Origin of the sequence: Nonomuraea sp. H19, from assembly GCF_052068215.1 — a bacterium.
Classification (GTDB): Bacteria; Actinomycetota; Actinomycetes; order Streptosporangiales; family Streptosporangiaceae; genus Nonomuraea.
The window spans coordinates 128,847-148,977 of record NZ_JBQHCV010000008.1 but is presented as its reverse complement, the minus strand read 5'-3'; the positions used below and the strand labels follow the sequence as shown (position 1 = coordinate 148,977).

At 71.1% G+C, this 20,131-nt stretch carries 21 protein-coding genes; 7 read left to right on the top strand and 14 right to left on the bottom strand.

From position 1 onward, the window contains the following. Positions 1-23: 23 nt before the first annotated feature. Positions 24-866, top strand: a complete 843-nt coding sequence (locus tag ACTMTI_RS19375) for an ACT domain-containing protein (protein WP_441121794.1) — start codon at positions 24-26, stop codon at positions 864-866. Between the two features lie 22 nt (positions 867-888). Here ACTMTI_RS19375 and ACTMTI_RS19370 read toward each other — a convergent pair whose 3' ends face one another. The 9 genes from ACTMTI_RS19370 to ACTMTI_RS19330 all read right to left on the bottom strand — a co-directional run bounded on the left by ACTMTI_RS19370 (position 889) and on the right by ACTMTI_RS19330 (position 10,267). Beyond that, positions 889-2,244 carry an aminopeptidase P family protein gene (locus ACTMTI_RS19370; RefSeq protein ID WP_441121793.1) on the bottom strand — a complete coding sequence of 452 codons (1,356 nt, stop codon included), beginning with the start codon at positions 2,242-2,244 and terminating at the stop codon, positions 889-891. Beyond that, entirely contained in the window at positions 2,237-3,511 is a 1,275-nt protein-coding gene (locus ACTMTI_RS19365; protein ID WP_441121792.1) for an alpha/beta fold hydrolase, read from the bottom strand. Before ACTMTI_RS19365 ends, ACTMTI_RS19370 begins: the two co-directional genes overlap by 8 nt. Beyond that, the gene (locus ACTMTI_RS19360) at positions 3,508-4,320 is read right to left on the bottom strand and encodes an ATP-binding cassette domain-containing protein (protein ID WP_441121791.1); all 813 of its coding nucleotides are present in this window, start codon (positions 4,318-4,320) and stop codon (positions 3,508-3,510) included. The genes ACTMTI_RS19365 and ACTMTI_RS19360 overlap by 4 nt, the downstream gene beginning before the upstream one ends. After that, positions 4,317-5,117, bottom strand: coding sequence for an ABC transporter ATP-binding protein (locus tag ACTMTI_RS19355; protein WP_441121790.1), 801 nt, complete (start codon positions 5,115-5,117; stop codon positions 4,317-4,319). Before ACTMTI_RS19355 ends, ACTMTI_RS19360 begins: the two co-directional genes overlap by 4 nt. Further along, on the bottom strand, positions 5,114-6,109 hold the full coding sequence (locus tag ACTMTI_RS19350) for an ABC transporter permease (RefSeq protein WP_441122098.1): 996 nt from the start codon (positions 6,107-6,109) through the stop codon (positions 5,114-5,116). The genes ACTMTI_RS19355 and ACTMTI_RS19350 overlap by 4 nt, the downstream gene beginning before the upstream one ends. Further along, positions 6,109-7,029, bottom strand: a complete 921-nt coding sequence (locus ACTMTI_RS19345) for an ABC transporter permease (protein WP_441121789.1) — start codon at positions 7,027-7,029, stop codon at positions 6,109-6,111. The genes ACTMTI_RS19350 and ACTMTI_RS19345 overlap by 1 nt, the downstream gene beginning before the upstream one ends. Next, positions 7,030-8,682 (bottom strand): ABC transporter substrate-binding protein, encoded by a 1,653-nt coding sequence (locus tag ACTMTI_RS19340; RefSeq protein WP_441121788.1) that lies wholly within the window; start codon positions 8,680-8,682, stop codon positions 7,030-7,032. A gap of 443 nt (positions 8,683-9,125) precedes the next feature. Further along, positions 9,126-9,503, bottom strand: a complete 378-nt coding sequence (locus ACTMTI_RS19335; protein WP_441121787.1) for a hypothetical protein — start codon at positions 9,501-9,503, stop codon at positions 9,126-9,128. Positions 9,504-9,607: 104 nt separating this feature from the next. Further along, the gene (locus tag ACTMTI_RS19330; protein WP_441121786.1) at positions 9,608-10,267 is read right to left on the bottom strand and encodes a TetR/AcrR family transcriptional regulator; all 660 of its coding nucleotides are present in this window, start codon (positions 10,265-10,267) and stop codon (positions 9,608-9,610) included. A 22-nt stretch (positions 10,268-10,289) separates the two neighbouring features. On the opposite strand from ACTMTI_RS19330, the gene ACTMTI_RS19325 reads away from it, so the two are divergent. Beyond that, entirely contained in the window at positions 10,290-11,207 is a 918-nt protein-coding gene (locus ACTMTI_RS19325) for an NAD-dependent epimerase/dehydratase family protein (protein WP_441121785.1), read from the top strand. A gap of 243 nt (positions 11,208-11,450) precedes the next feature. Here the strand turns inward: ACTMTI_RS19325 and tnpA are convergent, their stop codons facing one another. Then, the gene (gene tnpA / locus ACTMTI_RS19320; RefSeq protein ID WP_441121784.1) at positions 11,451-11,867 is read right to left on the bottom strand and encodes an IS200/IS605 family transposase; all 417 of its coding nucleotides are present in this window, start codon (positions 11,865-11,867) and stop codon (positions 11,451-11,453) included. 23 nt (positions 11,868-11,890) lie between these two features. On the opposite strand from tnpA, the gene ACTMTI_RS19315 reads away from it, so the two are divergent. Together ACTMTI_RS19315 and ACTMTI_RS19310 are read left to right on the top strand one after the other, a co-directional pair. Beyond that, positions 11,891-13,087 (top strand): RNA-guided endonuclease InsQ/TnpB family protein, encoded by a 1,197-nt coding sequence (locus ACTMTI_RS19315; protein WP_441121783.1) that lies wholly within the window; start codon positions 11,891-11,893, stop codon positions 13,085-13,087. Between the two features lie 62 nt (positions 13,088-13,149). Next, on the top strand, positions 13,150-13,665 hold the full coding sequence (locus ACTMTI_RS19310; RefSeq protein ID WP_441121782.1) for a hypothetical protein: 516 nt from the start codon (positions 13,150-13,152) through the stop codon (positions 13,663-13,665). 24 nt (positions 13,666-13,689) lie between these two features. Here the strand turns inward: ACTMTI_RS19310 and ACTMTI_RS19305 are convergent, their stop codons facing one another. After that, positions 13,690-14,430: a GntR family transcriptional regulator gene (locus ACTMTI_RS19305; RefSeq protein ID WP_441121781.1), complete on the bottom strand. Its 741-nt coding sequence runs from the start codon at positions 14,428-14,430 to the stop codon at positions 13,690-13,692. Between the two features lie 127 nt (positions 14,431-14,557). Between ACTMTI_RS19305 and ACTMTI_RS19300 the strand changes: the two genes are divergently transcribed. Next, positions 14,558-15,376, top strand: a complete 819-nt coding sequence (locus ACTMTI_RS19300; RefSeq protein WP_441121780.1) for an inositol monophosphatase family protein — start codon at positions 14,558-14,560, stop codon at positions 15,374-15,376. Here ACTMTI_RS19300 and ACTMTI_RS19295 read toward each other — a convergent pair. Further along, positions 15,373-16,095 (bottom strand): HAD family hydrolase, encoded by a 723-nt coding sequence (locus ACTMTI_RS19295; protein WP_441121779.1) that lies wholly within the window; start codon positions 16,093-16,095, stop codon positions 15,373-15,375. The genes ACTMTI_RS19300 and ACTMTI_RS19295 overlap by 4 nt on opposite strands. Before the next feature lie 82 nt (positions 16,096-16,177). Further along, positions 16,178-16,831, bottom strand: a complete 654-nt coding sequence (locus ACTMTI_RS19290; protein ID WP_441121778.1) for a GntR family transcriptional regulator — start codon at positions 16,829-16,831, stop codon at positions 16,178-16,180. Positions 16,832-16,901: 70 nt separating this feature from the next. Here ACTMTI_RS19290 and ACTMTI_RS19285 point away from each other — a divergent pair, with 70 nt between their 5' ends. Continuing rightward, positions 16,902-18,089 (top strand): CaiB/BaiF CoA transferase family protein, encoded by a 1,188-nt coding sequence (locus tag ACTMTI_RS19285; protein ID WP_441122097.1) that lies wholly within the window; start codon positions 16,902-16,904, stop codon positions 18,087-18,089. Further along, the gene (locus tag ACTMTI_RS19280; protein ID WP_441121777.1) at positions 18,086-19,066 is read left to right on the top strand and encodes an HpcH/HpaI aldolase/citrate lyase family protein; all 981 of its coding nucleotides are present in this window, start codon (positions 18,086-18,088) and stop codon (positions 19,064-19,066) included. Before ACTMTI_RS19285 ends, ACTMTI_RS19280 begins: the two co-directional genes overlap by 4 nt. Before the next feature lie 325 nt (positions 19,067-19,391). Here the strand turns inward: ACTMTI_RS19280 and ACTMTI_RS19275 are convergent, their stop codons facing one another. Further along, a complete protein-coding gene (locus ACTMTI_RS19275; protein WP_441121776.1) occupies positions 19,392-20,030 on the bottom strand; it encodes a TetR/AcrR family transcriptional regulator in 639 nt (212 codons plus the stop codon). Between the last annotated feature and the right edge of the window lie 101 nt (positions 20,031-20,131).

Genomic DNA, 20,131 nt, shown 5'->3' with positions numbered 1-20,131 from the left:
AAGCCCTGCGCAGACTGGGCGGCATGAGCGATGCACCTAAGGTCATGCACCTACGTTCCGGACACGGCAACCAGCAGGCGCGCTCGTGGCGGCGGGAGATCGTGGAACTCGCCGCCCTGTTCTTCGCGGTCGGCCTGGCGCACCTGGTCGCGACCCTGCTCGGGCACGAGGACCCGGGCCCCGTCGTGCTCGTGGGGCTCGGCGTGGCGTTGATCGCCGGAGCGGCGATCCACAAGCGGATGGGCCGCCGGCCCCTGCGCAAGAAGGGCGCCTCGCTCCCCGTGGACGGGGGAGCGGGGTCGCCCATGGCGTTGTGGCGCATCCGCATGCGGGTGGTGGAGCGGCCAGGCCGGCTCGCGACGGTGGCGGGGGCGTTCGGCCGCCTCGGATGCAACATACTGGCGCTGCACATCGCGCCGACCGGCAGCACCGCCATCACCCCCGCCGGCTGCGACGCGCTCGACGAGTTCGTCATCGAGGCGCCCCGCGACCTGGCGCTCGACGTGCTGGCCCGGGCGCTGACCGAGGCCGGCGGGCACGATGTCGTCATCGTGCCCGCGCAGGTCAAGGACCTCACCGACCCCGGCGTCCAGGCGCTGGTGCTGGCGCAGCGGGTCGGCGCCGACCCCGACCGGCTGCCGGAGGCCATGGCCGAGCTGCTGCGGGTCTCACAGGTCGAGTGGCGCCGGCCCGGCGACACCGTGGACGAGGGCGCCGAGCTCAACACCACCATGGTCATCTCCGTGAACCCGGACCGGGCGCTGCTGATCCGGCGGCCCGAGCTGCCGTTCACGCCGACCGAGGCGGCCCGGGCGGCGGCCCTGACCGCGGCGGCCCGGCAGGCCCGCTACGCCGGATCGAACTGATCCGCGTGCCACCCCCGGGCGGTCAGATCCTCTCCTTGACCCAGCTCTCCAGGCCGCTCGCGTCGATGGGCAGGGCGGCGGAAAGGATCTCCGCGCCGTCGCCCGTGACCAGCAGGTCGTCCTCGATCCGCACGCCGATCCCGCGCAGCTCGGGCGGCACCGTGCGGTCGTGGGCGTGGAAGTACAGGCCGGGCTCGACGGTGAGCACCATGCCGGGCGCCATCCGCGCCCCGTGGTAGGCCTCCGGGCTGGAGCGGGCGCAGTCGTGCACGTCCAGGCCCAGATGGTGGCCGATGCCGCAGACCAGATAGCGGCGGTGGTGCTGGCCGGCGTCGGACAGCGCCTCGTCCACCGAGACCGGCAGCAGCCCCCAGTCGTCCAGCCCGCGCGCGATGACCTCCATCGCGGCGTGGTGGAAGCCGGTGAAGGCGCGGCCCGGCGCCACCTGCGCCATCCCGGCCCGGTGCGCCCGCTCCACCAGGTCGTGCACCTGCCGCTGGACGGGGGAGAAGGACCCGGACACGGGGAAGGTGCGGGTGACGTCGGCGGTGTAGTGGCTGCGCGCCTCGACGCCCATGTCCAGCAGCAGCAGCTCGCCGGGGAGCACAGGGCCGTCGCAGCGCACCCAGTGCAGGGTGGGCGCGTGGGGGCCGCTGCCCACGATGGCGGCGTAGCCGGGGCCGTTGCCGTACGTCCTGGCGTACCGGTCGAAGGTGCCCTGCAGCCAGCGCTCTCCCGCGCCCGCCACCGCCGCCGGGAGCTCGGCGAGCACCGCCGCGAAGCCCTCCACGGTGCGGTCCACGGCCGCGCGGAGCTCGGCGATCTCCCACTCATCCTTGATCATGCGGAGTTCGGCCAGCGTCCGGCCGAGGTCTTCGGAGGGTTCCGGCCAGCCGGGGCCCGCGAGCAGGGCGCCGGCGGGCGGCCCGGCGAAGTCCGGCAGCGGGCGGACCTCGACGCCGAGCGCGGCCGACCATTCGGCGAGCGACGGCGACGGGCCCACCCACAGCTCGCCGTAGACGGCGTCGGAGAAGAAGCCGGTGTCGCCGGGGCGGGCGGGCGGCGGCAGGTACAGGGTGGCCTCGCCGTCGCCGATCACGGCCACCGCGTTCTCCGCGGCGCAGCCGGTCAGCCAGGAGAAGTCGCTGTCCACACGGAAGCCGTAGTCGGTGTCGTTGCTGCGTACCGGCGCCCGGCCGGCCGCGACGACCACGGTCTGGCCGGGGAGCGCGGCGGCGAGGCGGGCCCGGTGCGCGGCGGCCGCCCCGGCCGCTCCGGGGACCAGGTCGGGGGTGCGGGCGGGGGTGTCCCAGCCTTGGGCGATGTACTCGGTGAACGCGGGGATCTCCGACAGCTTGGGCAGTTTGCCGTCACTCACCGGTGATTCCTCCTCCCATGTCGCGGACGAGCCCGGTGAGCCTGGCGAAGACGCGCTCCTCGCCGATGCCGTCGTGCTCGTACTCGTTGGTGACCCAGGCCTGGACGTTGCCGAGCCGGGCGGCGGTGTCGAGCTGCAGGCCGGAGTCTACGTACATGTCGTCGAAATAGACGGCCGCGGCCACCGGGACCTCGTTGGCGGCCAGCCGGTCCAGGTCGTACAGCGGGGGCCAGTCGGCCCGCTCGGCGAGCAGGCCGACGGCGGCGTGGAAGGGCCGCAGCGCGCGGATCTCCGCGAACATCCACGGGTAGATCATCTCCCCGGTGAACAGCAGCGGCCTGGCGTCTTCGGAGAAGGCGGGGTGCCGGGCGCGCTCGCGTTCGGCCGCCCACGCGGTCGCGCCCGGCCCGGAGCCGTAGATGCTCTCCTGCAGCGCCGCGAACAGCGGGTTGTCGGCGTAGGAGGAGCGGGCCAGCACCTGGTGCAGGAACGTCTCCGGCAGCCCTTCGGCCTCGTCGAGCAGCCAGTGCATGCGCTCGTAGCCGGGCTTCATGCCGAAGTCGATGCCGAGCGACTGCAGCCGGCGCACGGTGAGCGTGTCGCCGTCGGGTAACAGCACGTCGCCTTCGGCCAGGCGGTCGGCGAGCCGGGCCGTGGTCTCGGCGTGGTGCGGGTAGCGGCGGTAGAACTCGGCGTTCTTGGCCGCCACCCGGGGATAGGTGCGCCGGTAGACCTCCGCGGCGTCCGGCTCCAGCGCCGGCAGGCCGCCCGCGACGTAGCAGGCGCTGAGCCCCTCGGGCGCGTTCGACAGGTACGTCAGCGTGAGGAAACCGCCGTAGCTCTGCCCGAGCGTCGACCAGCGCTTGCCGCCGAAGACGGTCTTGCGCAGGTGCTCGGCGTCGGCCACGATCGCGTCCGCGCGGAAGCGGGCCAGGTAGTCGGCGCCCTCCCGGGCGCCGAGCGCGCTCATCACCCGCCCGTCGATGCGCGAGCTGCGGCCGGTGCCGCGCTGGTCGAGCAGGATCACCCGGTACGCCTGCAGCGCCTGCCCCAGCCAGCCCGGCGTGCCCACGGGCCGCGGCCCCTTGCCGCCGGGGCCGCCCTGCAGGTAGAGCAGGCACGGCAGGTCCTCCCCGTCCCGTACGGGATCGACCAGCTCGCGGGCGAACACCTTGATCGCGGCCTCCGGGTCCGACCAGTCGAGCGGCACGTCCACCACGTGGTCGCGCACCCGCATCCCGGGGATCGTGTACGTCGCGGTGATCAACGCAATTCCCTCCTGCGGCGGTCCCATTCCGGGTTGATGCGCGGGATGGCCGCCAGCAATGTCCTGGTGTAGTCGTCGCGCGGGTCGCCGAACACCTGCTCGGCCGCGCCCAGCTCGACGATCCTGCCCTTGCTCATCACCGCCACCCGGTGCGCGATCTGGCGGACGACGGCCAGGTCGTGGGCGATGAACACATAGCTGAAGCCGCTCTCGCGCTGCAGCCGCCGCAGCAGCTCGATCACCTGCGCCTGCACCGACACGTCCAGCGCCGAGACGGCCTCGTCGCAGATCACCAGCTTGGGGTTGACGGCCAGCGCGCGGGCGATGCCGATGCGCTGCGCCTGCCCGCCGGAGAACTGCGCGGGATAGCGCAGCGAGTGGTCCGGGTTCAGCCCGACCCGCTCCATCAGCTCCTTGGCGTGCGCCCGCCGGCCGCCGTCGGGCGGGATGCCCTGGTAGACCAACGGCGCCATGAGGATCCGTTCCACCGTGTGGCGGGGGTTGAGCGAGGAGAACGGGTCCTGGAAGACGACCTGGACGTTGGCCCGGAAGCGGGCCAGCGCGGCGCCCTTGGCGCGGGTGACGTCCTCGCCGTCGAATTCGAGGGTGCCCTCGCTCGGGTCCATCAACTTGGCGATCATGCGGGCGGTGGTGGACTTGCCGCTGCCGGACTCGCCCACGACCGCGAGGGTCTCGCCCAGCCCCACCTCGAAGCTCACCCGGTCGACCGCCGTGAACGCGACCTTGGCGCCCAGCGGGCCGCGTGAGACGAACCGCTTGGTCAGGTCCCTGGCCCGCAACAGCGTCATGCGCCCACCTCATCGTCGATGCGCGGGATGCTTTCCAGCAGCATCCGGGTGTAGTCGTGGCGGGGCGCGGCGAAGATCTGCTCGGCGGTGCCGTACTCGACCTGCTCGCCCCGGCGCATCACCAGCACCCGGGTGGCGATGGAGCTGATCACGGCCAGGTCGTGCGTGATGAACACCAGGCCGGTGCCGCTCTGCCGGCGCAGGTCCGCCAGCAGGCTGAGGATCTGCGCCTGTACGGTCACGTCCAGGGCGGTGGTCGGCTCGTCGGCGATCAGCAACGCCGGCGAGCACACCAGCGCCATCGCGATCATGACGCGCTGCCGCTGCCCGCCGGAGAACTGGTGCGGGTAGTAGTCCACGCGCCGCTCCGGCTCGGGCAGGCCGACCTGCCGGAGCGCCTCGATCACGACCTCGCGCGCCTGCCGCCGCGAGCGGCCGCGGTGCGCGCGGTAGACCTCCTCGATCTGCAGGCCGACCGTGTAGTACGGGTTCAGCGACGACAACGGATCCTGGAAGATCATCGACATCCGGTCGCCGCGCAGCCGCCGCAGCTCCCGGTCCGGGCGCCCCAGCAGCTCCGTCCCGTCCAGCCGGACGCTGCCGCCGGCGCGGGCGCCCTTCGGCAGCAACCCCATGATCGCCAGGCTGGTCATCGACTTGCCGGACCCCGACTCGCCCACGATGCCGACGGTCTCGTCGTGTCCGACGGTGAAGGACACGTCCTTGACCACGTCCACCGGGCCGCGCGTGGTGGGGAAGGTGACCGTGAGGTCCTCAACGACAAGCAGGTCACTCATCTGGCCGTGATCCTCACCCTCGGGTCCAGCGTCGTGTACACCAGGTCCACCACCACGTTGCCGACCACCACGAAGAACGCCGCCAGCAACGTCACCGCCATGATCACCGGCTGGTCGTTCTTGGCGATGGAGTCGGCGGCCATCTTGCCGACCCCGTTCAGCCCGAACACCGTCTCGGTGATCAGCGCGCCGCCCAGCAGCGCCGCGAAGTCCATGCCGAAGATCGTGGCGATCGGGGTCAGCGCGGGACGCAGGGCGTGCCTGCGCATGGTCAGCACCGGGCTCAGGCCCTTGGCCCTGGCCGTGCGCATGAAGTTCTCCGCCAGGGTGTCGATCACGTTGGCGCGGGTGAGCCGCGCGTACAGGCAGGCGTAGCCGGTGGCCAGCACGACCCACGGCATCAGGTACGACTGGAACCACACCACCGGATCATCGCCGAACGCCACCGCCTGCGGGAAGGGCAGCACCTGCAACTGCACGACCAGCACGTACTGCAGCGCCAGCGCCAGCACGTAGTTGGGGACGCTGGAGCCGCCCAGCGCCAGCCCCATCGCCGCCCGGTCCCACCAGGTGCCCTCCTTGACCGCGCTGACCAGGCCCGCGAGGGTCCCGACCAGCAGCCACAGCACCGCCGCCCCGATCGCCACGGTGGCGCTGACCGGCAGCCGCTCCACCACCATGTCCCACACGGACTGGTTCGTCTGGAAGCTGTAGCCCAGGCACGGCGCCGCGCAGTGCACCAGGTTCGCGCCCTCACCGTAGTCCCGCCCGGCGAAGATGCCGATCAGGAAGGCGGAGAACTGCGTCACGAACGGCTTGTCCAGCCCCAGCACGGCGCGGATCTGGTCGATCCGCTCGGGCGTGCACGTCTTGCCGCAGATCATCACCGCCGGGTCCGGCGACAGCGTGAAGAAGATGATGAACGTGAACAGGCACACCAGGAACAGGATCAGCAGCACCCCGGCGGCCCGCCCGGCCAGGTGACGCGCCATCACGAGGCCTCCCCGGCGTCGAACGCGGCCCGCAGCCGGTCGCCCAGCACCGTCAGCGACAGCACGGTCAGGAACAGGAACGCGCCGGGGATGGCGAAGTACATCGGGTCGACGGCGTACCAGCCGACCGAGCTGGAGATCATCTGCCCCCAGGACGGGGTCGGCGGCGCCACCCCGACGCCCAGGAACGACAGGCCCGCCTCGGTGCCGACGTAGCCCGGCACGGCGAGCGTGGTCATCACGATCAGGGAGTTGCGCAGGTTCGGCAGGATCTCCTTGAACACCAGCGCCCCCGTGGAGGCGCCGGAGGCCCGTGCCGCCTCCACGAACTCCCTGTTCGCCAGCGTCATCGTCTGCCCGCGCACCACCCGGGCAAGATACGGCCAGCCGAAAACGCTGATCACCACGACCAGCAGCACCTCCTTGTTGCCCTGTGGCAGCGACGACAGGATCGCGATCATGAAGATGAGCGCGGGGAAGGCCATCAGGAAGTCCATGACCCGGCAGATCACCTGGTCCGCCCAGCCCCGGTAGAACCCGGCCAGCATGCCCAGCACCACCCCGAGCAGAGTGGTCAGCGCGGTGGCGGCGACCGCGATCAGCAGCGACACGCGCGCCCCGTAGGCGATGCGGGCCAGGATGTCGCGGCCGTTCTGCGGCTCGACGCCCAGCGGGTGCTCGGCGCTGATCCCGCCGAACGCGCCGTGCGGCACGCCGCCCAGGTCGGTGTTGACCGCCGCGGTGTCGAAGTCGTTCGGGCCGTGCCCGGTGATCGCGCTGATGAGCGGCGCGCCGATCGCCATCAGCACGACCAGTGCCAGGAACGCGGTGCTGAGGACGGCGCCCCGGTCGCGCAGCAGCGCGCCCGCGACCCGCCGGCCCGAGGTGGCCGGCGCGCCGGCGTGAAGTGCGAGCGTCATCTACTTCGTCGGCTTCGCCAGTCCGACGGAGACCAGGTCGATGCCGCCGGAGTACGCGTTGGACTGGTAGGCGCCCGCGATGTTCGAACCGACGATGAGGGCGACCTTCTCGTATGCGAGCGGCACCACCGGCGCCAGCTTCATGATCTCCTTGTCGAGCTCGCCGTAGGCGGCGTTGGCCTGCTGGACGTCGTCCATCCCCGCGATCTCGTCGATGCGGTCGTTGATCGCCTTGTCGTTGATCTGCGCGAGGTTGGCGTTGCCCTTGGCGGTGATGTTCCGGCCGTCGAACAGCGGCGGCAGGAACGTCGCGCCGGAGGCCCAGTCGGGGCACCAGCCGGTGACGGCGGCGTCGCTCTGCTGCGCCGGCGTGCCGATCACCTCGTAGTACGTCGAGGTGTCGATGTTCTTGATCTTCAGGTCGATCTTCACCTGCTTGAGCGCCTCCTGGATGGCCACGGCCACCGCCGCCATCTTCGGAATCGTCCGGCTGTCCAGCGTCATGGTGAACCCATCGGCCACGCCCGCCTCCGCGAGCAGCTTCTTGGCCTGCTCGACGTTGTACGGGTACGGGTCGTAGTCCACCCGGCCCGCCACCGAGGGCGGCTGGATCGAGGTGCCCTTGAGCGCCAGGGTGGCGCCGCCCATCGCCGCGACCACGGTGTCCTTGTTGACCGCGTGGTTGATCGCCTGGCGCACCCGCACGTCGCTTAGGGGCTTCTTGGTGCTGTTGAGGCCCATGTACGTGGTGCAGCCGTTGAGCCCGGACAGCGTGCGCGCCTTGATCTGCGGCTGCTGCGCCCGCGCCACCGTCTGCGCCTGGATGGAGCCGGCGATGGCGTCGGCGTCGGTGCCCTGCCCGGCCAGCATGCGCTCGTCCATCGTGGCCGGGTCCAGGCCGAACGTCCACTCGAAGGCGTCCGGCTTGGCCGCGCGCACGTTGTCGGTCTCGCGCTTCCAATGCGGGTTGCGTACCAGCTTGAGTGAGACGCCCCGCTGGTAGCTCGCCACCTTGTACGGCCCGCTCGCGATCGGCTTGCTGTCGAACGCCGCCGCCGCGCCCGTCCCCTTGGGGAACGGCGTGAAGTTGACCATCGCCAGCGCGCTGGGGAAGTCGGCGAAGGACTTCTTGAGGTGGAAGACGACCGTCTTGGCGTCCGGCGTCTCGATGGTGTCGAGATCGCCCGACAGGTACGGGCCCTTGTAGTCCTTCGGCGCGTCGAGCAGCAGCCTGGCGTACGGCGAGCCGATCCCGGCCTCGGGGTCGAAGGCACGCGAGAACCCGAACTTCACCGCCTCGCTGTTGATCGGCGTGCCGTCCTCGAAGAACAGGTTGTCCTTGAGGGTGAACGTCCAGGTCTTGGCGCTGTCGGACGGCGTGCCCGTGTCGGTGGCGAGGTCTGGCACGATCTTGGTGCTCTCGGCCCCTGGACCCGCGCCGAACGTCGTCAGCCCGCGGTAGATGAGCCGGTAGAAGTTGTTCACGCCGCCGTCCCAGCCACGTGCCGGATCCAGGTGGGAGAAGTCCGCGTTGGCCAGGACGCGCACGGTGCCGCCCATGGCGGCGGGTGCGGCCGGGCCGCTCGCCGAGCCGGTGGAGGGCGCCGCGGCGCCGCCCCCTCCGCATGCCGTGAGCGCCAGAACTGCGATCATGGTGACGCTCCCGAGCGCCGCCGATCTCCTCATGTCGCCTTCTTTCCGTTGGTTCCGGCCCGTCAGGTCGGGGCCATGGCGCCGGCCAGAGTGCGGCGCGGGTTGCTCCTCCAGCAGGCGGCTCGGGCCGGTGACCGCCCGGAGCCGCTCGATGACGCGGGGAATTGCGGCCCGGCTGTTACGCCGCCGCCGGTCGCGCGCCAGGCGGCCCGCGATGCGCCCCTGCCACCGGCCGTACCGCCCTCGCCGCGGTACGAACGGCGCAGGCACGCAGCGTGACCTGCTTGGACGTCATGAACCTTCCCAGTAATGTGTGGCATTGCACTGAACCATAAATGTCCGGAAGGCCGTTGCCAAGAGTTGCGGGTGTACTTAAAAAGAACGTAACGACGAAATCGGCCGCCCGGCTGTTGCCGGACGGCCGATGATCGAAGCTGCCGCTGTCATGCCCGGTTGGGCGCCGGCCGCCACGAAGCCCAGTCGATGCGCACGCGCTCGCGCCGCTGCCTGTCCACCTTGACCGGGACCGTCACGCCCGGCGCCACCACGCCCATCGGGATGCGCGGCAGCGACTGCCGGTGCGTCACCCGGTAGGCCTGCCCGTCGTCCGTCCGCACGGCGAGCACGAAGCTCACCACCGGCTGCCCGTTGACCGTCATGCCGGTGTCGGCCATCGACTCGACCACGGCCTGCGCGGCGATCCCCGTCGCCAGCAGCCGCTGCCCGTTCCGCGCGACGATCAGGAACGGGAGGCCGACGCAGGCCAGCATCAGCGTCGTTCCGCCCACGATCGCCATCGACATCCACATTGCCGTGCCCACTTGACTTCCCCAGTTCTCTCCGACGTTTCACATCGTCCTGGGTAGTTCTACGTGGACGGGATTGCGTGCCGCTTGATCGCCGGTTGCGCGATCCCTGCGCGGCGCTAGAAGCACTCCGCGGCACCCTGGTCCCGGCCGCCCGGTGGGTCGGCGTGGCGGAGCTTGAGCGTGGCGGCGGCGTGTTCGACCCAGGCGGCGAGGAACCGCTCGGGGTCCAGGTCGCCGGGCGTGTGCCCGATCATGATGCGCAGCAGGGGGTAGTAGGTGAGGGACGCCAGGAGCACGGCCGCCGTCGCCTCGGGATCGTCGGCCTCGGCGTTGCCCAGTTCCTTCTGGGCGGTGATCCACGCGGCCCCCTGCCGGTACACCCCCGCCAGGACGCCCTGCCACATGCCTTCGAACAGCTCCGGGAACCCGTCGAACTCCCGCAGCATGATCCGGATGAGCTCACGGTCGTGCTCCAGCACGTCCCACACGACCCGCGCCATGCGCTCCAGCGCCGCGCGCCCGTCCTCGCCGCCGGGCCGCTCGGCGGTGGCGGCGGCCGCCTGCTGCGCGATCGTCTCCAGGTTGCGCCGCACCGCCTCCTCCAGCAGGGCCCGCTTGGACGGGAAGTGCTTGTACAGCGCGCCCGAGCCCGTGGTCAGGCCGCACGCCGCCTGGATGTCGGCCACTGAGGTCGCGGCGTAGCCGCGAGTGGAGAACAGGCGGACGGCCTCGTCGATGAGCCGCTGCCGTGTGACGCCCGGTGTAGTCCTCGCCATGGTAAGAGAGTACTCTCTCACTATGAGAGTATTCGTCACAGGCGGCACCGGCGCGATCGGCGGTCACGCGGTTCCCGCGCTGCTGGCCGCCGGTCACGCGGTGACGGCGCTCGCCCGCACACCGGCCAAGGCGGCCGCGCTCGAACGCCAGGGTGCCGCTCCCGTCCGGGTGTCGCTGTTCGACCGTGAGGCGCTGGCCTCGGCGTTCGCCGGGCACGACGCGGTGGTCAACCTGGCGAGCGCCATCCCGCCGATGAGCAGGTTCATGAGCACGCAGGCGATGCGCGACAACCACCGGGTGCGCGACCAGGGCTCGGCCGCCGTCGCCGACGCCGCGCTGGCCGCCGGCGTCGGCCGGGTGGTGCAGGAGTCGGTCTGCATGGTCTACCGCGACCAGGGCGACCGCTGGATCGACGAGGACGCCCCGGTAGACCGTTACCCGCTCACCCGCGGCAACTTCGCCGCCGAGTCGAACGCCCACCGCTTCACCCAAGAGGGCGGCGGCGCGGGGGTGGCGCTGCGGTTCGGCTGGTTCTACGGTCCTGGGGCGCTGCACAGCGAGCAGATGTACGCCCTGGCCGGCCGGCACGTCGGCCTGGTCTTCGGCCGGCCCGGCGGCTACGTGTCCGCCATTCACATGGCCGACGCCGCCACGGCCGTCGTCGCGGCGCTCGAAGCACCCGCCGGCACCTACAACGTGGTAGACGACGAGCCGCTGACCAAGCGGGACTTCGCCGACGCCCTCGCCCGCGCCACCGGCGCCCGCATGTGGCTGCGTGTGCCCGGCCGCGCCGCTCACCTCTTCGGGCACCGCCTCACCTCGCTCACCCGCTCGCTCCGGGTCGCCAACGCCCGCCTGCGCGCCTCCACCGGCTGGACCCCGCGCCACCCCAGCGCCCGCGAGGGCTGGCGCGCCACCGCCGCCGTGCTCACGCCATGAGCACGCCCGCCCTGGCCATGTAGCGCGTCGATCGCCGTCGACCTCCGGCAGGAGGGCGTGCGGCTCGTCAGACGGCAACGTCCTCGCCGTCGTTCCAGGCCGGGAGCTCGTCCGGCGGCCGCGATACACCGGCTACCGGAATTGTCAGCAGTGCTCCGGGCTTCAGCTGGGGGTGAAGCGGACCAGCCCGCGTAGCGGGGCAAGAACAGCCGATTCGGCCAGGTGGATCGGCGTCCACCCCGATCAGGCCGGTCGGTTCTGCTGCTCGATGTACTGGCGCAGGACAGCGATCGGGGGGCCGCCCACTGATCCGGCGAAGTAGGAGCCGGACCACAGCTTGTTCGCCCGGTAGTAGTGGGCGGCGAGTTCGGGGAACTCTTGGCGCATCCGCCGGGATGAGACGCCCTTCAACGAGTTGACCAACTTCGACAGCGCCACTTTGGGCGGGAAGTTGACCAGCAGGTGGAGGTGGTCGTCCTCGCCGTTGAACTCGGTCAGGGTGGTTTCGAAGTCGGCGCAGACGGCCCTCATGATCTCTTCCAGGCGGGTCAAGTGGGTGCCGGTGAACACCTTGTGCCGGAATTTCGTGACGAAAACCAAGTGAGCATGCAAGGCGAAAACACAGTGTCTGCCTGTTCTGATTTCGCTGCTCTCGGCCATAAACCAACTGTACGATGGATCTCGTGCAGTTGCGGTATTCCTTCCGTATCGACCCGACGCCGGGGCAGCGCATCGCGTTGGCCAAGGCGTTCGGGTGCGCCCGCGTGGTGTTCAACGACGCGCTCGCACTGCGCAACCACGCCCACGAGCAGGGCCTGCCGTTCATCACCGATGCGCAACTGTCCCGCATGGTGATCACCCAGGCGAAGCAGCGCCCCGAGCGGGCCTGGCTGGGCGAGGTATCGGCGGTCGTGCTGCAACAGGCTCTGTCCGACTGCACCACCGCGTTCCGGAACTTCTTCGCCTCGGTCAAAGGGGAGCGGAAGGGGCCGAAGCTCGCGCCGCCCCGGTTGCGGTCCCGCAAGGACAACCGGCAGGCGATCCGGTTCACCAAGAACGCCCGCTTCGCCGTCACCGTCTTCGGCAAGCTGCGCCTGCCGAAGATCGGGGATGTGCTGGTGCGGTGGTCTCGGGAGCTGCCCGCGCAACCATCCTCGGTCACCATCATCAAGGATGCGGCGGACCGGTATTTCGCCAGTTTCGTGGTCGAGGTGCAGCAGCAGCTGCCCGCCGCGCCTGCCGAGACGGGGATCGACCTCGGGCTCGGCCATTTCGCCGTCCTGGCGGACGGCCGGAAGATCGACTCTCCGCGTTTCCTGCGCCGGGCGGAGAAGAAACTCAAGAAGTTCCACAAAGCGCTGTCGCGTAAGCAGAAAGGATCATCCAACCGGGCCAAGGCCCGCAGCAAGGTCGCCCGCCAGCACGCGAAGGTCGCCGACGCGCGCCGTGAGTTCCATCACCAGACCTCCACCCACGTGATCCGCGAGAACCAAGCGATCTATGTGGAGGACCTGGCGGTGAAGGGGCTGGCGCGCACGAGGCTGGCCAAGAGCGTCCATGACGCGGGCTGGTCGGCGTTCGTGAGCATGCTGGAGTACAAGGCGAAGCTGTATGGCAGGCAGTTCGCCAAGGTCGGCCGGTTCTTCCCGTCGTCCAAGTTGTGTTCGGCTTGCGGGACTCTGGCCGAGACGATGCCGTTGAACGTGCGGGAATGGTCCTGCCCGTGTGGCGCCATCCATGATCGGGACGTGAACGCCGCGATCAACATTCTCGCCGCCGGACGGGCGGAGAGACAAAACGCCTGTGGAGGACCGGTAAGACCACCGCTCGCGGCGGCACGGGCCGATGAAGCAGGAAGCCGAGGAAGTGCCGCCGCATGAACGGCGTGACACAGGCCAAAATCTCCGGCCCTCAGGCCGGGGAGCGCGTCAAATTGGCGCCGGTGCGACGTGTATCCGTGGTGGGAAACTCGGGGTCCGGCAAATCGACCCTGGCGGCCAGGCTGGCCGGGAGGCTGGACGTGCCCTGGCTCGAGCTCGATTCGATCTTTCACCTGCCCGCCTGGACACCGCGCCCACCGGAGGAGTTCCGTACGGAGGTCGAGCGCTTCACGGCCGGCGACGGGTGGGTGATCGACGGGAACTACTCCCTCGTAAGCGATCTGGTGTGGGCGCGCGCCGACACCGTCATCTGGATCGACCCGCCCAGACCTGTGGTGATGCGCCAGCTCCTGAGCAGGACGCTGCGCCGGATGGCCACCGGCGCCGAGCTCTGGAACGGCAACCGGGAGTCGTTCCGATCGCTGCTCTCCCGGGACGACTCCATTGTCCGCTTCGCCTGGAAGTCGCACGCCAAATTGCGCGACCGCTACCCCCGGGCCTCCGCTGATCCGGCGAACGCGCACCTGACCTTCATCCGCGTCGCCTCCCGGGCCGACGCGGACGCCCTCATGGGCTGACGGTATCGAAAGACCGCGACCGGCTCAGCGTTCGATCAGCGTGACCTCGAGGGAGTAGTGGGAGGCGCGGTAGACGTGGGAGCCGTGCTCGACGGCCCGGCCCTGGTCGTCGTACGTGGTGCGGATCATGGTGAGCAGCGGGGCGCCACGGCGTTCCTCCAGCAGGCGGGCCTCCGCCAGGGTGGCGGCGCGTGCCCCGATGCGCTGGTTCGCCACCCGCAACCGCACCCCCGCACCGCGCAGCAGCTCGTAGAGGCCGCGGCCCTCCAGGTCGGCGGCGCTCAGCGGGGCCAGGGTCAGCGGCAGCCAGTTGTGCAGCACGGCCAGCGGCTCGCCGGCCGCGAACCGCACCCGCTCCAGGTAGAGAACGTCGGTCCCGGCCTCGACGCCCAGGATGCCGGCGACCTCCTCCTCGACCGGTCGCGGCTCCAGGACCAAGACCTGTGTGGCCGGTTCCTGGCCCGCCCTGCGCAGGTCGTCGTAGAGGCTCGTCAGCTCGACCGAGCGCTTGACCTGGCCGTGCACGACCTGGGTGCCGACGCCGCGCTTGCGTACCAGCAGGCCCTTGTCCACGAGATATTGGATCGCCTGGCGGATCGTCGGCCTGGACAGCCCGAGCTTGTCGGCCAGCAGGATCTCGTTGTCCAGCCGGGAGCCGGGCGCCAGGTCACCGCGCCGGATCGCCTCGGCGATCTGCTCGGCCACCTGGAAATAGAGCGGCACAGGGCTGGATCGGTCCAGGTCGATGGCCAGGTTCGCGGTCATATGATCAGCTTAACCGAGGTCAGAATGTCCAGACAAATGGTCGCCCTCCGCGTACCATTTGCCGTGGCTTGTCGCATGATCGCCACTACTGCGGCGCCGGGCGTACCGGGGGGCTAGGCTGAGCGTGATGGACGTGACAGAGCTGCTCGACACCGCCGCCGAGGCAGCCAGGGCCGTCGGCCCCCGGCTGCGCAAGGCCTTCAGATCCCGCCCGGAAGTGGCCACCAAACGCGACTTCCACGACCCCGTCACCGAGCACGACCGAGCCGCAGAGGAGACCATCCGCTCCGTCATCACCGCCCGCGTGCCGGACAGCGCGATCGTGGGGGAGGAGGGCGGCTCGACCGGCTCCGGTGACGTGACCTGGTATGTCGACCCCATCGACGGCACCGCCAACTTCGCCGCCGGGCTGCCGTTCTTCTGCGTCTCCATCGCCGCCGCCGTCCGCGGCGAGCTGGTGGCGGGCGTGGTGTACGACCCGGTACGCGACGACGAGTTCACCGCCACCACCGAGGGCGCCTGGTGCAACGGCACCCCCATCCGCAGCGCGGGCGCGGCGACCGACCGCGAGGCGATGCTCCTGACGAGCTATCCCTCGCCGCTCGACCTGGAGACGGACGGCGAGGTGGCGCTGCGGCGCTACGGGCGGATCCTGGAGTTGTTCTCCACCGTGCGCCGGCCGGGCAGCGCCGCGCTCAACCTCGCGCACGTCGCCGCCGGGTGGTCGGACGCCGCGTTCGGCACCTGGTCCAACCCGTGGGACGTGGCGGCGGGAGCGCTGCTGGTGCGCCAGGCGGGCGGCGTCTACCTGGGCGATCCTCTCGTGAAGGGCGACTACCTGGCCCACGTCGGCGGCTTCGACCTGGCCGGCTCGGCACTGGCCGAGGTGAGCGAAGGGCTGGCGCGCCAGGAGGGCCAGAGGCCGGATGCGGTGGGCGGCCGCTAGAGGTCGTGGACGAGCCGCGGCAGGTCGGCCAGTGTCGTGATCCGGGGGAAACCGGCGGGCGCGGGCTCGACGCCGAGCCGGTCGAGCCAGACCGCGCGCATCCTGGCCGCCGCCGCTCCCGTCACGTCCTTGTCCACGTCGTCGCCCACCAGCAGCACCTCCTCCGGCGCCAGTCCCAGCGCGGCCGCCGCGCCGGTGTAGCAGGCGGGCGCCGGCTTGAAGTGGCCGCCCAGCACCTCGCCCGTCAGCACCGTGCGCAGCGGCCCGTCGAGGCCGATCGCGCGGACCTTCGCCTCCTGCATCAGCTGCGTGCCGTTCGTCAGCACGCCCAGCGCGAACCCGGACAACCCGGCCACCGCCTCGGCCGCGTCCGGGTAGGCGGCCCAGTGCCGGCGGTAGCGCTCGGCGAAGTCCCTGAACGCCGCGTCGAGGTCGGCGGGCTCGGCCACGAGCAGCTCCCGGCAGAGGGCACGCACCCGGAAACGCCGCTGGTCCTCCAGCGAGCACTCGCCCGCGTGCCACATCGCCAGGTACGGCTCTTCCAGACCGGCCCAGAGCGCCGCCACCTCGGCCAGGCGGGCATGGCCGGGGCAGTGCGCCGACGCCCAGGCCGTGATCGCGGCGTCGGCGGCGCTCCGGTGGTCGAGCAGGGTGCCGTCCAGGTCGAACAGGACGCCCTTGATCATGACAGTGCCCCGATGCGTGTCGTGCCTTCCCACTCATTGATCACGATAGCGGGGAGGGGCGCGGTCACGACAGTGCCACGACAGCGGTGACCTGCGGGCGTCGCCTGGTGGGCGCTCAATGGCGGGCGCGGTAGTCGCCGGCGCTGCGGACGTGGTCGATCATGATGCGCTCCGCCGCCTCGCCGCCACCGGCTTCCAGAGCCGCCAAGATGCCCTCGTGTGCCTTCAGCTGGGCCTCGACCTGGGCCTCGTCCAGCCAGAGCGACGCCTCCGCGGGCACGGGGAAGCTGTTGCGCACCGCCCTGGCGTGCGCCCCCAGGAACGCGGGCCCGCCGATGTCCACGATGCGCAGATGGAACTGCCTGCTCTGCTCGCCGAGCCGGTCATGGCGGCCCCGCGCGGCGTCGCCGGCCATCGCGGCATGCAGCTCCCGCAAAGAGGCCAGCTCCTGCGGGGTGATCCGGGCCGCCGCCAGGCGCGCGCCGAACCCTTCGACGACCGCGCGCAGCCCGTAGTACTCGGCCAGGGCCTCCTCGCCCAGGTCCACCACGGTCGCGCCGTGATGCGCCTCGTAGCTGATCAGCCGGTCCTTCTCCAGCCTGCGCAGCGCCTCGCGCACCGGAGTGACCGACACGCCGAGCCGCTTGGCCACCGCCCCCGCCCGCAGCGCCGTGCCGCCGGGGATCCGCGCGGTGCGGATCTCGTCGAGCAGCACGCTGTAGACGTAGTCGGCCTTGCTCATGGGCGGCCGGGGTTCGATGGCTGACATGTCCCCAAGTGTCTCGCATTACGGTCTGCACGGTTGGCCCTATGACATATTTCTTATAAGTTACATGACCATGACGAGCCTCGCCGACCTGCGGGTCATCGACGCCGCGACGCTGTTCGCCGGTCCCTCCGCCGCGATGATGCTGGCCGACTTCGGCGCCGACGTGATCAAGATCGAGCATCCCCGGCGCGGCGACCCCTCGCGCGGGCACGGCGCCTCCGTGAACGGGGTGGGGCTGTGGTGGAAGACGCTGTCGCGCAACAAGCGCGCCGCGGCCGTCGACCTGTCGCGGGCCGAGGGCCAGGAGATCCTGCGCCGCCTGGCCGAGCGGTCCGACGTGCTGATCGAGAACTTCCGCCCCGGCACCCTGGAACGCTGGAACCTCGCCCCTGAGGACCTGCTGAAGGCCAACCCCCGGCTGATCGTGGCGCGGATGACCGGGTTCGGGCAGCACGGGCCGATGGCCAGGCAGCCGGGGTTCGGGACGCTCGCCGAGGCCATGAGCGGGTTCGCCGCCATGACCGGACAGCCGGACGGGCCGCCCACGCTGCCGCCGCTGGCGCTCGCCGACGGCATCGCGGGCCTGGCCATGTCGTACGCCATCATGGTCGCGCTGCACGCCCGCGAGCGGACCGGACGCGGCCAGGTGATCGACATGGCCATCATCGAGCCGATCATGGGGCTGCTGGGGCCGCAGATGAGCGCGTACAAGGCTCTCGGGATCGTGCCCCAGCGGACCGGGAACCGCTCGAGCAGCAACGCGCCGCGCAACACGTACCGCACCCGCGACGGGCGCTGGCTGGCGATCTCCACCAGCGCCCAGCCCATCGCCGAGCGTGTGGTCACCCTCGTCGGCCGCCCCGACCTGGTCGCCCAGCCCTGGTTCGGCAGCGGCCACGGCCGCGTCCAGCACGTGGACGAGCTGGACGAGGCGGTCGCCTCGTGGATCGCCGAGCGGGACGCCGACGAGGTCATCGCCCGCTTCGAGGAGGTCCAGGCCGCGGTCGCGCCCATCTACGACGTGACCGACATCGCCGAGGACCCGCAGTACGCGGCGCTCGGCACGTTCGCCGAGGTGCCCGACGAGGAGCTCGGCTCGCTCACCATGCAGAACGTCTTATTCCGCCTCTCGGACACGCCCGGCGAGATCCGCTGGCCGGGCCGCCCGCTCGGCCGGGACACCGACGAGGTGCTCGGCGAGCTCGACTATCCGCAGGAGCGGATCGCGGCGCTGCGCGAGGCCGGGGTGATCGCGTGAACGTCCCCGTGACGTGGCTGTACGTCCCCGGCGACCGGCCGGAACGGTTCGCCAAGGCGGTCGCGTCCGGGGCCGACGTGGTCATCATCGACCTGGAGGACGCGGTCGCGCCGGCCCGCAAGGACGAGGCCCGCGCCAACGCCGTCGCCTACCTGCTCGCCCGCCGCGACACGCTGACCGCGACCGGGGTGCCCCATGCCGCGGCGGTGCAGGTGCATGTGCGGGTCAACGATGTGGCCACGCCGCGTGGGCTCGACGACCTGGCCGCCGTCGGTGGGCTGGCTGATGCCGTGCGGCTGCCGAAGGTCGAGTCGGCCGCCGTGCTCGACGGGGTCACCGGCGCCCCGGCGTACGCGCTGCTGGAGTCGGCGGCCGGGATCATCGCTGCCCGGGAAATAGCCGCGCACCCACAGGTCGCCGGCGTGGCGCTCGGCGAGCAGGACCTGGCCGCCGAGCTGGCCATCACCGACGAGAACGCCATGAACCACCTCAGGCTCCAGGTCGTCCTCGCCGCCGCGGCGGCGGGTCTGCCGCCGGTGCCGATGTCGGTGTATCCGGACGTCAAGGACGAGGCCGGGCTCATCGCCTCCTGCCGGGCGGGTCGCGCGCTCGGCCTGTTCGGCAGGACCGCGATCCACCCCCGCCAGATCCCCGCGATCCGCCGGGCCTTCCGCCCCACGGAGGAGGAGGCGGCCAGGGCCGCCGAGATCATTGAGGCGGCGGAGCTGGCCGAGCGGTCGGGGATCGGCGCGATCGCGCTGCCCGACGGCCGGTTCGTGGACGCCCCGATCGTCGCGAGTGCCCGCCGCACCATGGCCCTGGCCCGGCAGCTCGCGGACGGCCGGCCCACCGACCACCCGCCGGCCGATCCCGCCGACCACACGCTCACCAACCGGGCACCGGCCGGTCAGCCGTCCGCGGATCAGCGGCCCACCGATCCGCCGTCCGCGAAGGACCGTCAGGCCTCGGACATTTGACGCGCTCGCCGCCATGAATGGCGACGATTCAGCCTGTGCCGCATACGCGACACTTCTGCGGCTTCCTGCTTCATCGACCTGCGCCACCGGGGTGGTCTTACCGGGTCTCCACAGGCTTTCGAGCCTCACGGCTCCGTTCCCGCCCGTCCGGCGGTACCTGACACGATGACGCCACCAGACGCCGATCCGCCCCGGCGGCGAATCGGCTGTCCTTGCCCCGCTACGCGGGCTGGTCGGCTTCACCCCGGCGTGAACGCCGGAGCACCTGCCGACGATTCCGGTAGCCGGGGCTCGCCGCCGAGGCGCCGGATCGCTGATGTCGTGCTTAGGAGCCGTTCCACCACCGGGCCGAAAGCTCTTCGTCCGTGGGCGCCGGACCTGGCAGATCGCGGTGGGCCGGCGGCACCCGCAGCGCGTCCATCATCAGCGTCAGGTGGCGGTGGCGCAGCTCGGAGATGCGCTGCTCGTCGCCCAGCTTGATGGAGGCGATCTGCTCGAACAGCAGGGCGATGTCGGCCACTGTCACGTCCGGCCGCAGTACGCCGGCCGCCACCGCCCGGTGGTGGATGTCGGTGGCGAGCATCCCGGCCCTGACCGCGTCGCGGCCCAGCTCCTCCGTCGGCTGGAAGGTGCCGGCCAGTTTGATCGTCAGCGAGTTGGTGTCGGCGTCCACGATGCCGCGCAGGTAGCCGGCGAACGCCTCCCACGGATCGCCGTCGTCGTCCAGCGCCCGCTCCGTTACCTCGATGTAGAGCTTGAGCCCGTCACCGCAGAGCTTCTGCAGGAGGGCTTCCTTGCTGGGGTAGCGGCGGTAGAGTGCGCTGATCCCGACGCCCGCCCGCTCGGCCACGGCCGCGATGGGGGCGCCCGGATCGGCGGTGAAGACGGCCCGCGCCGCCTGAAGGATCAACTCGTCGTTGCGCGCGGCCTGCGCCTTGCGGCCGCTCATCGGAGCACTGGTCATACCCGCAGTATAGGGAACGTAGCCTTCCGTTCTGCTGCTCCTGACACAGAAATCCAATGTTAGTCATTATGTCTATACATGAAGTTGATATTGAGGTACAA

Excerpts from the sequence above, each read along its gene's own strand:
- ACTMTI_RS19325 (WP_441121785.1), top strand. The coding sequence starts at position 10,290 with ATGAGAGTATTCGTCACAGGCGGCACCGGCGCGATCGGCGGTCACGCG.
- ACTMTI_RS19285 (WP_441122097.1), top strand. The coding sequence starts at position 16,902 with ATGACGAGCCTCGCCGACCTGCGGGTCATCGACGCCGCGACGCTGTTC.
- ACTMTI_RS19340 (WP_441121788.1), bottom strand. The coding sequence starts at position 8,682 with ATGATCGCAGTTCTGGCGCTCACGGCATGCGGAGGGGGCGGCGCCGCG.
- ACTMTI_RS19330 (WP_441121786.1), bottom strand. The coding sequence starts at position 10,267 with ATGGCGAGGACTACACCGGGCGTCACACGGCAGCGGCTCATCGACGAG.
- ACTMTI_RS19305 (WP_441121781.1), bottom strand. The coding sequence starts at position 14,430 with ATGACCGCGAACCTGGCCATCGACCTGGACCGATCCAGCCCTGTGCCG.
- ACTMTI_RS19375 (WP_441121794.1), top strand. The coding sequence starts at position 24 with ATGAGCGATGCACCTAAGGTCATGCACCTACGTTCCGGACACGGCAAC.
- ACTMTI_RS19275 (WP_441121776.1), bottom strand. The coding sequence starts at position 20,030 with ATGACCAGTGCTCCGATGAGCGGCCGCAAGGCGCAGGCCGCGCGCAAC.
- ACTMTI_RS19350 (WP_441122098.1), bottom strand. The coding sequence starts at position 6,109 with ATGGCGCGTCACCTGGCCGGGCGGGCCGCCGGGGTGCTGCTGATCCTG.
- ACTMTI_RS19360 (WP_441121791.1), bottom strand. The coding sequence starts at position 4,320 with ATGACGCTGTTGCGGGCCAGGGACCTGACCAAGCGGTTCGTCTCACGC.
- tnpA (WP_441121784.1), bottom strand. The coding sequence starts at position 11,867 with ATGGCCGAGAGCAGCGAAATCAGAACAGGCAGACACTGTGTTTTCGCC.
- ACTMTI_RS19345 (WP_441121789.1), bottom strand. The coding sequence starts at position 7,029 with ATGACGCTCGCACTTCACGCCGGCGCGCCGGCCACCTCGGGCCGGCGG.
- ACTMTI_RS19355 (WP_441121790.1), bottom strand. The coding sequence starts at position 5,117 with ATGAGTGACCTGCTTGTCGTTGAGGACCTCACGGTCACCTTCCCCACC.
- ACTMTI_RS19290 (WP_441121778.1), bottom strand. The coding sequence starts at position 16,831 with ATGTCAGCCATCGAACCCCGGCCGCCCATGAGCAAGGCCGACTACGTC.
- ACTMTI_RS19300 (WP_441121780.1), top strand. The coding sequence starts at position 14,558 with ATGGACGTGACAGAGCTGCTCGACACCGCCGCCGAGGCAGCCAGGGCC.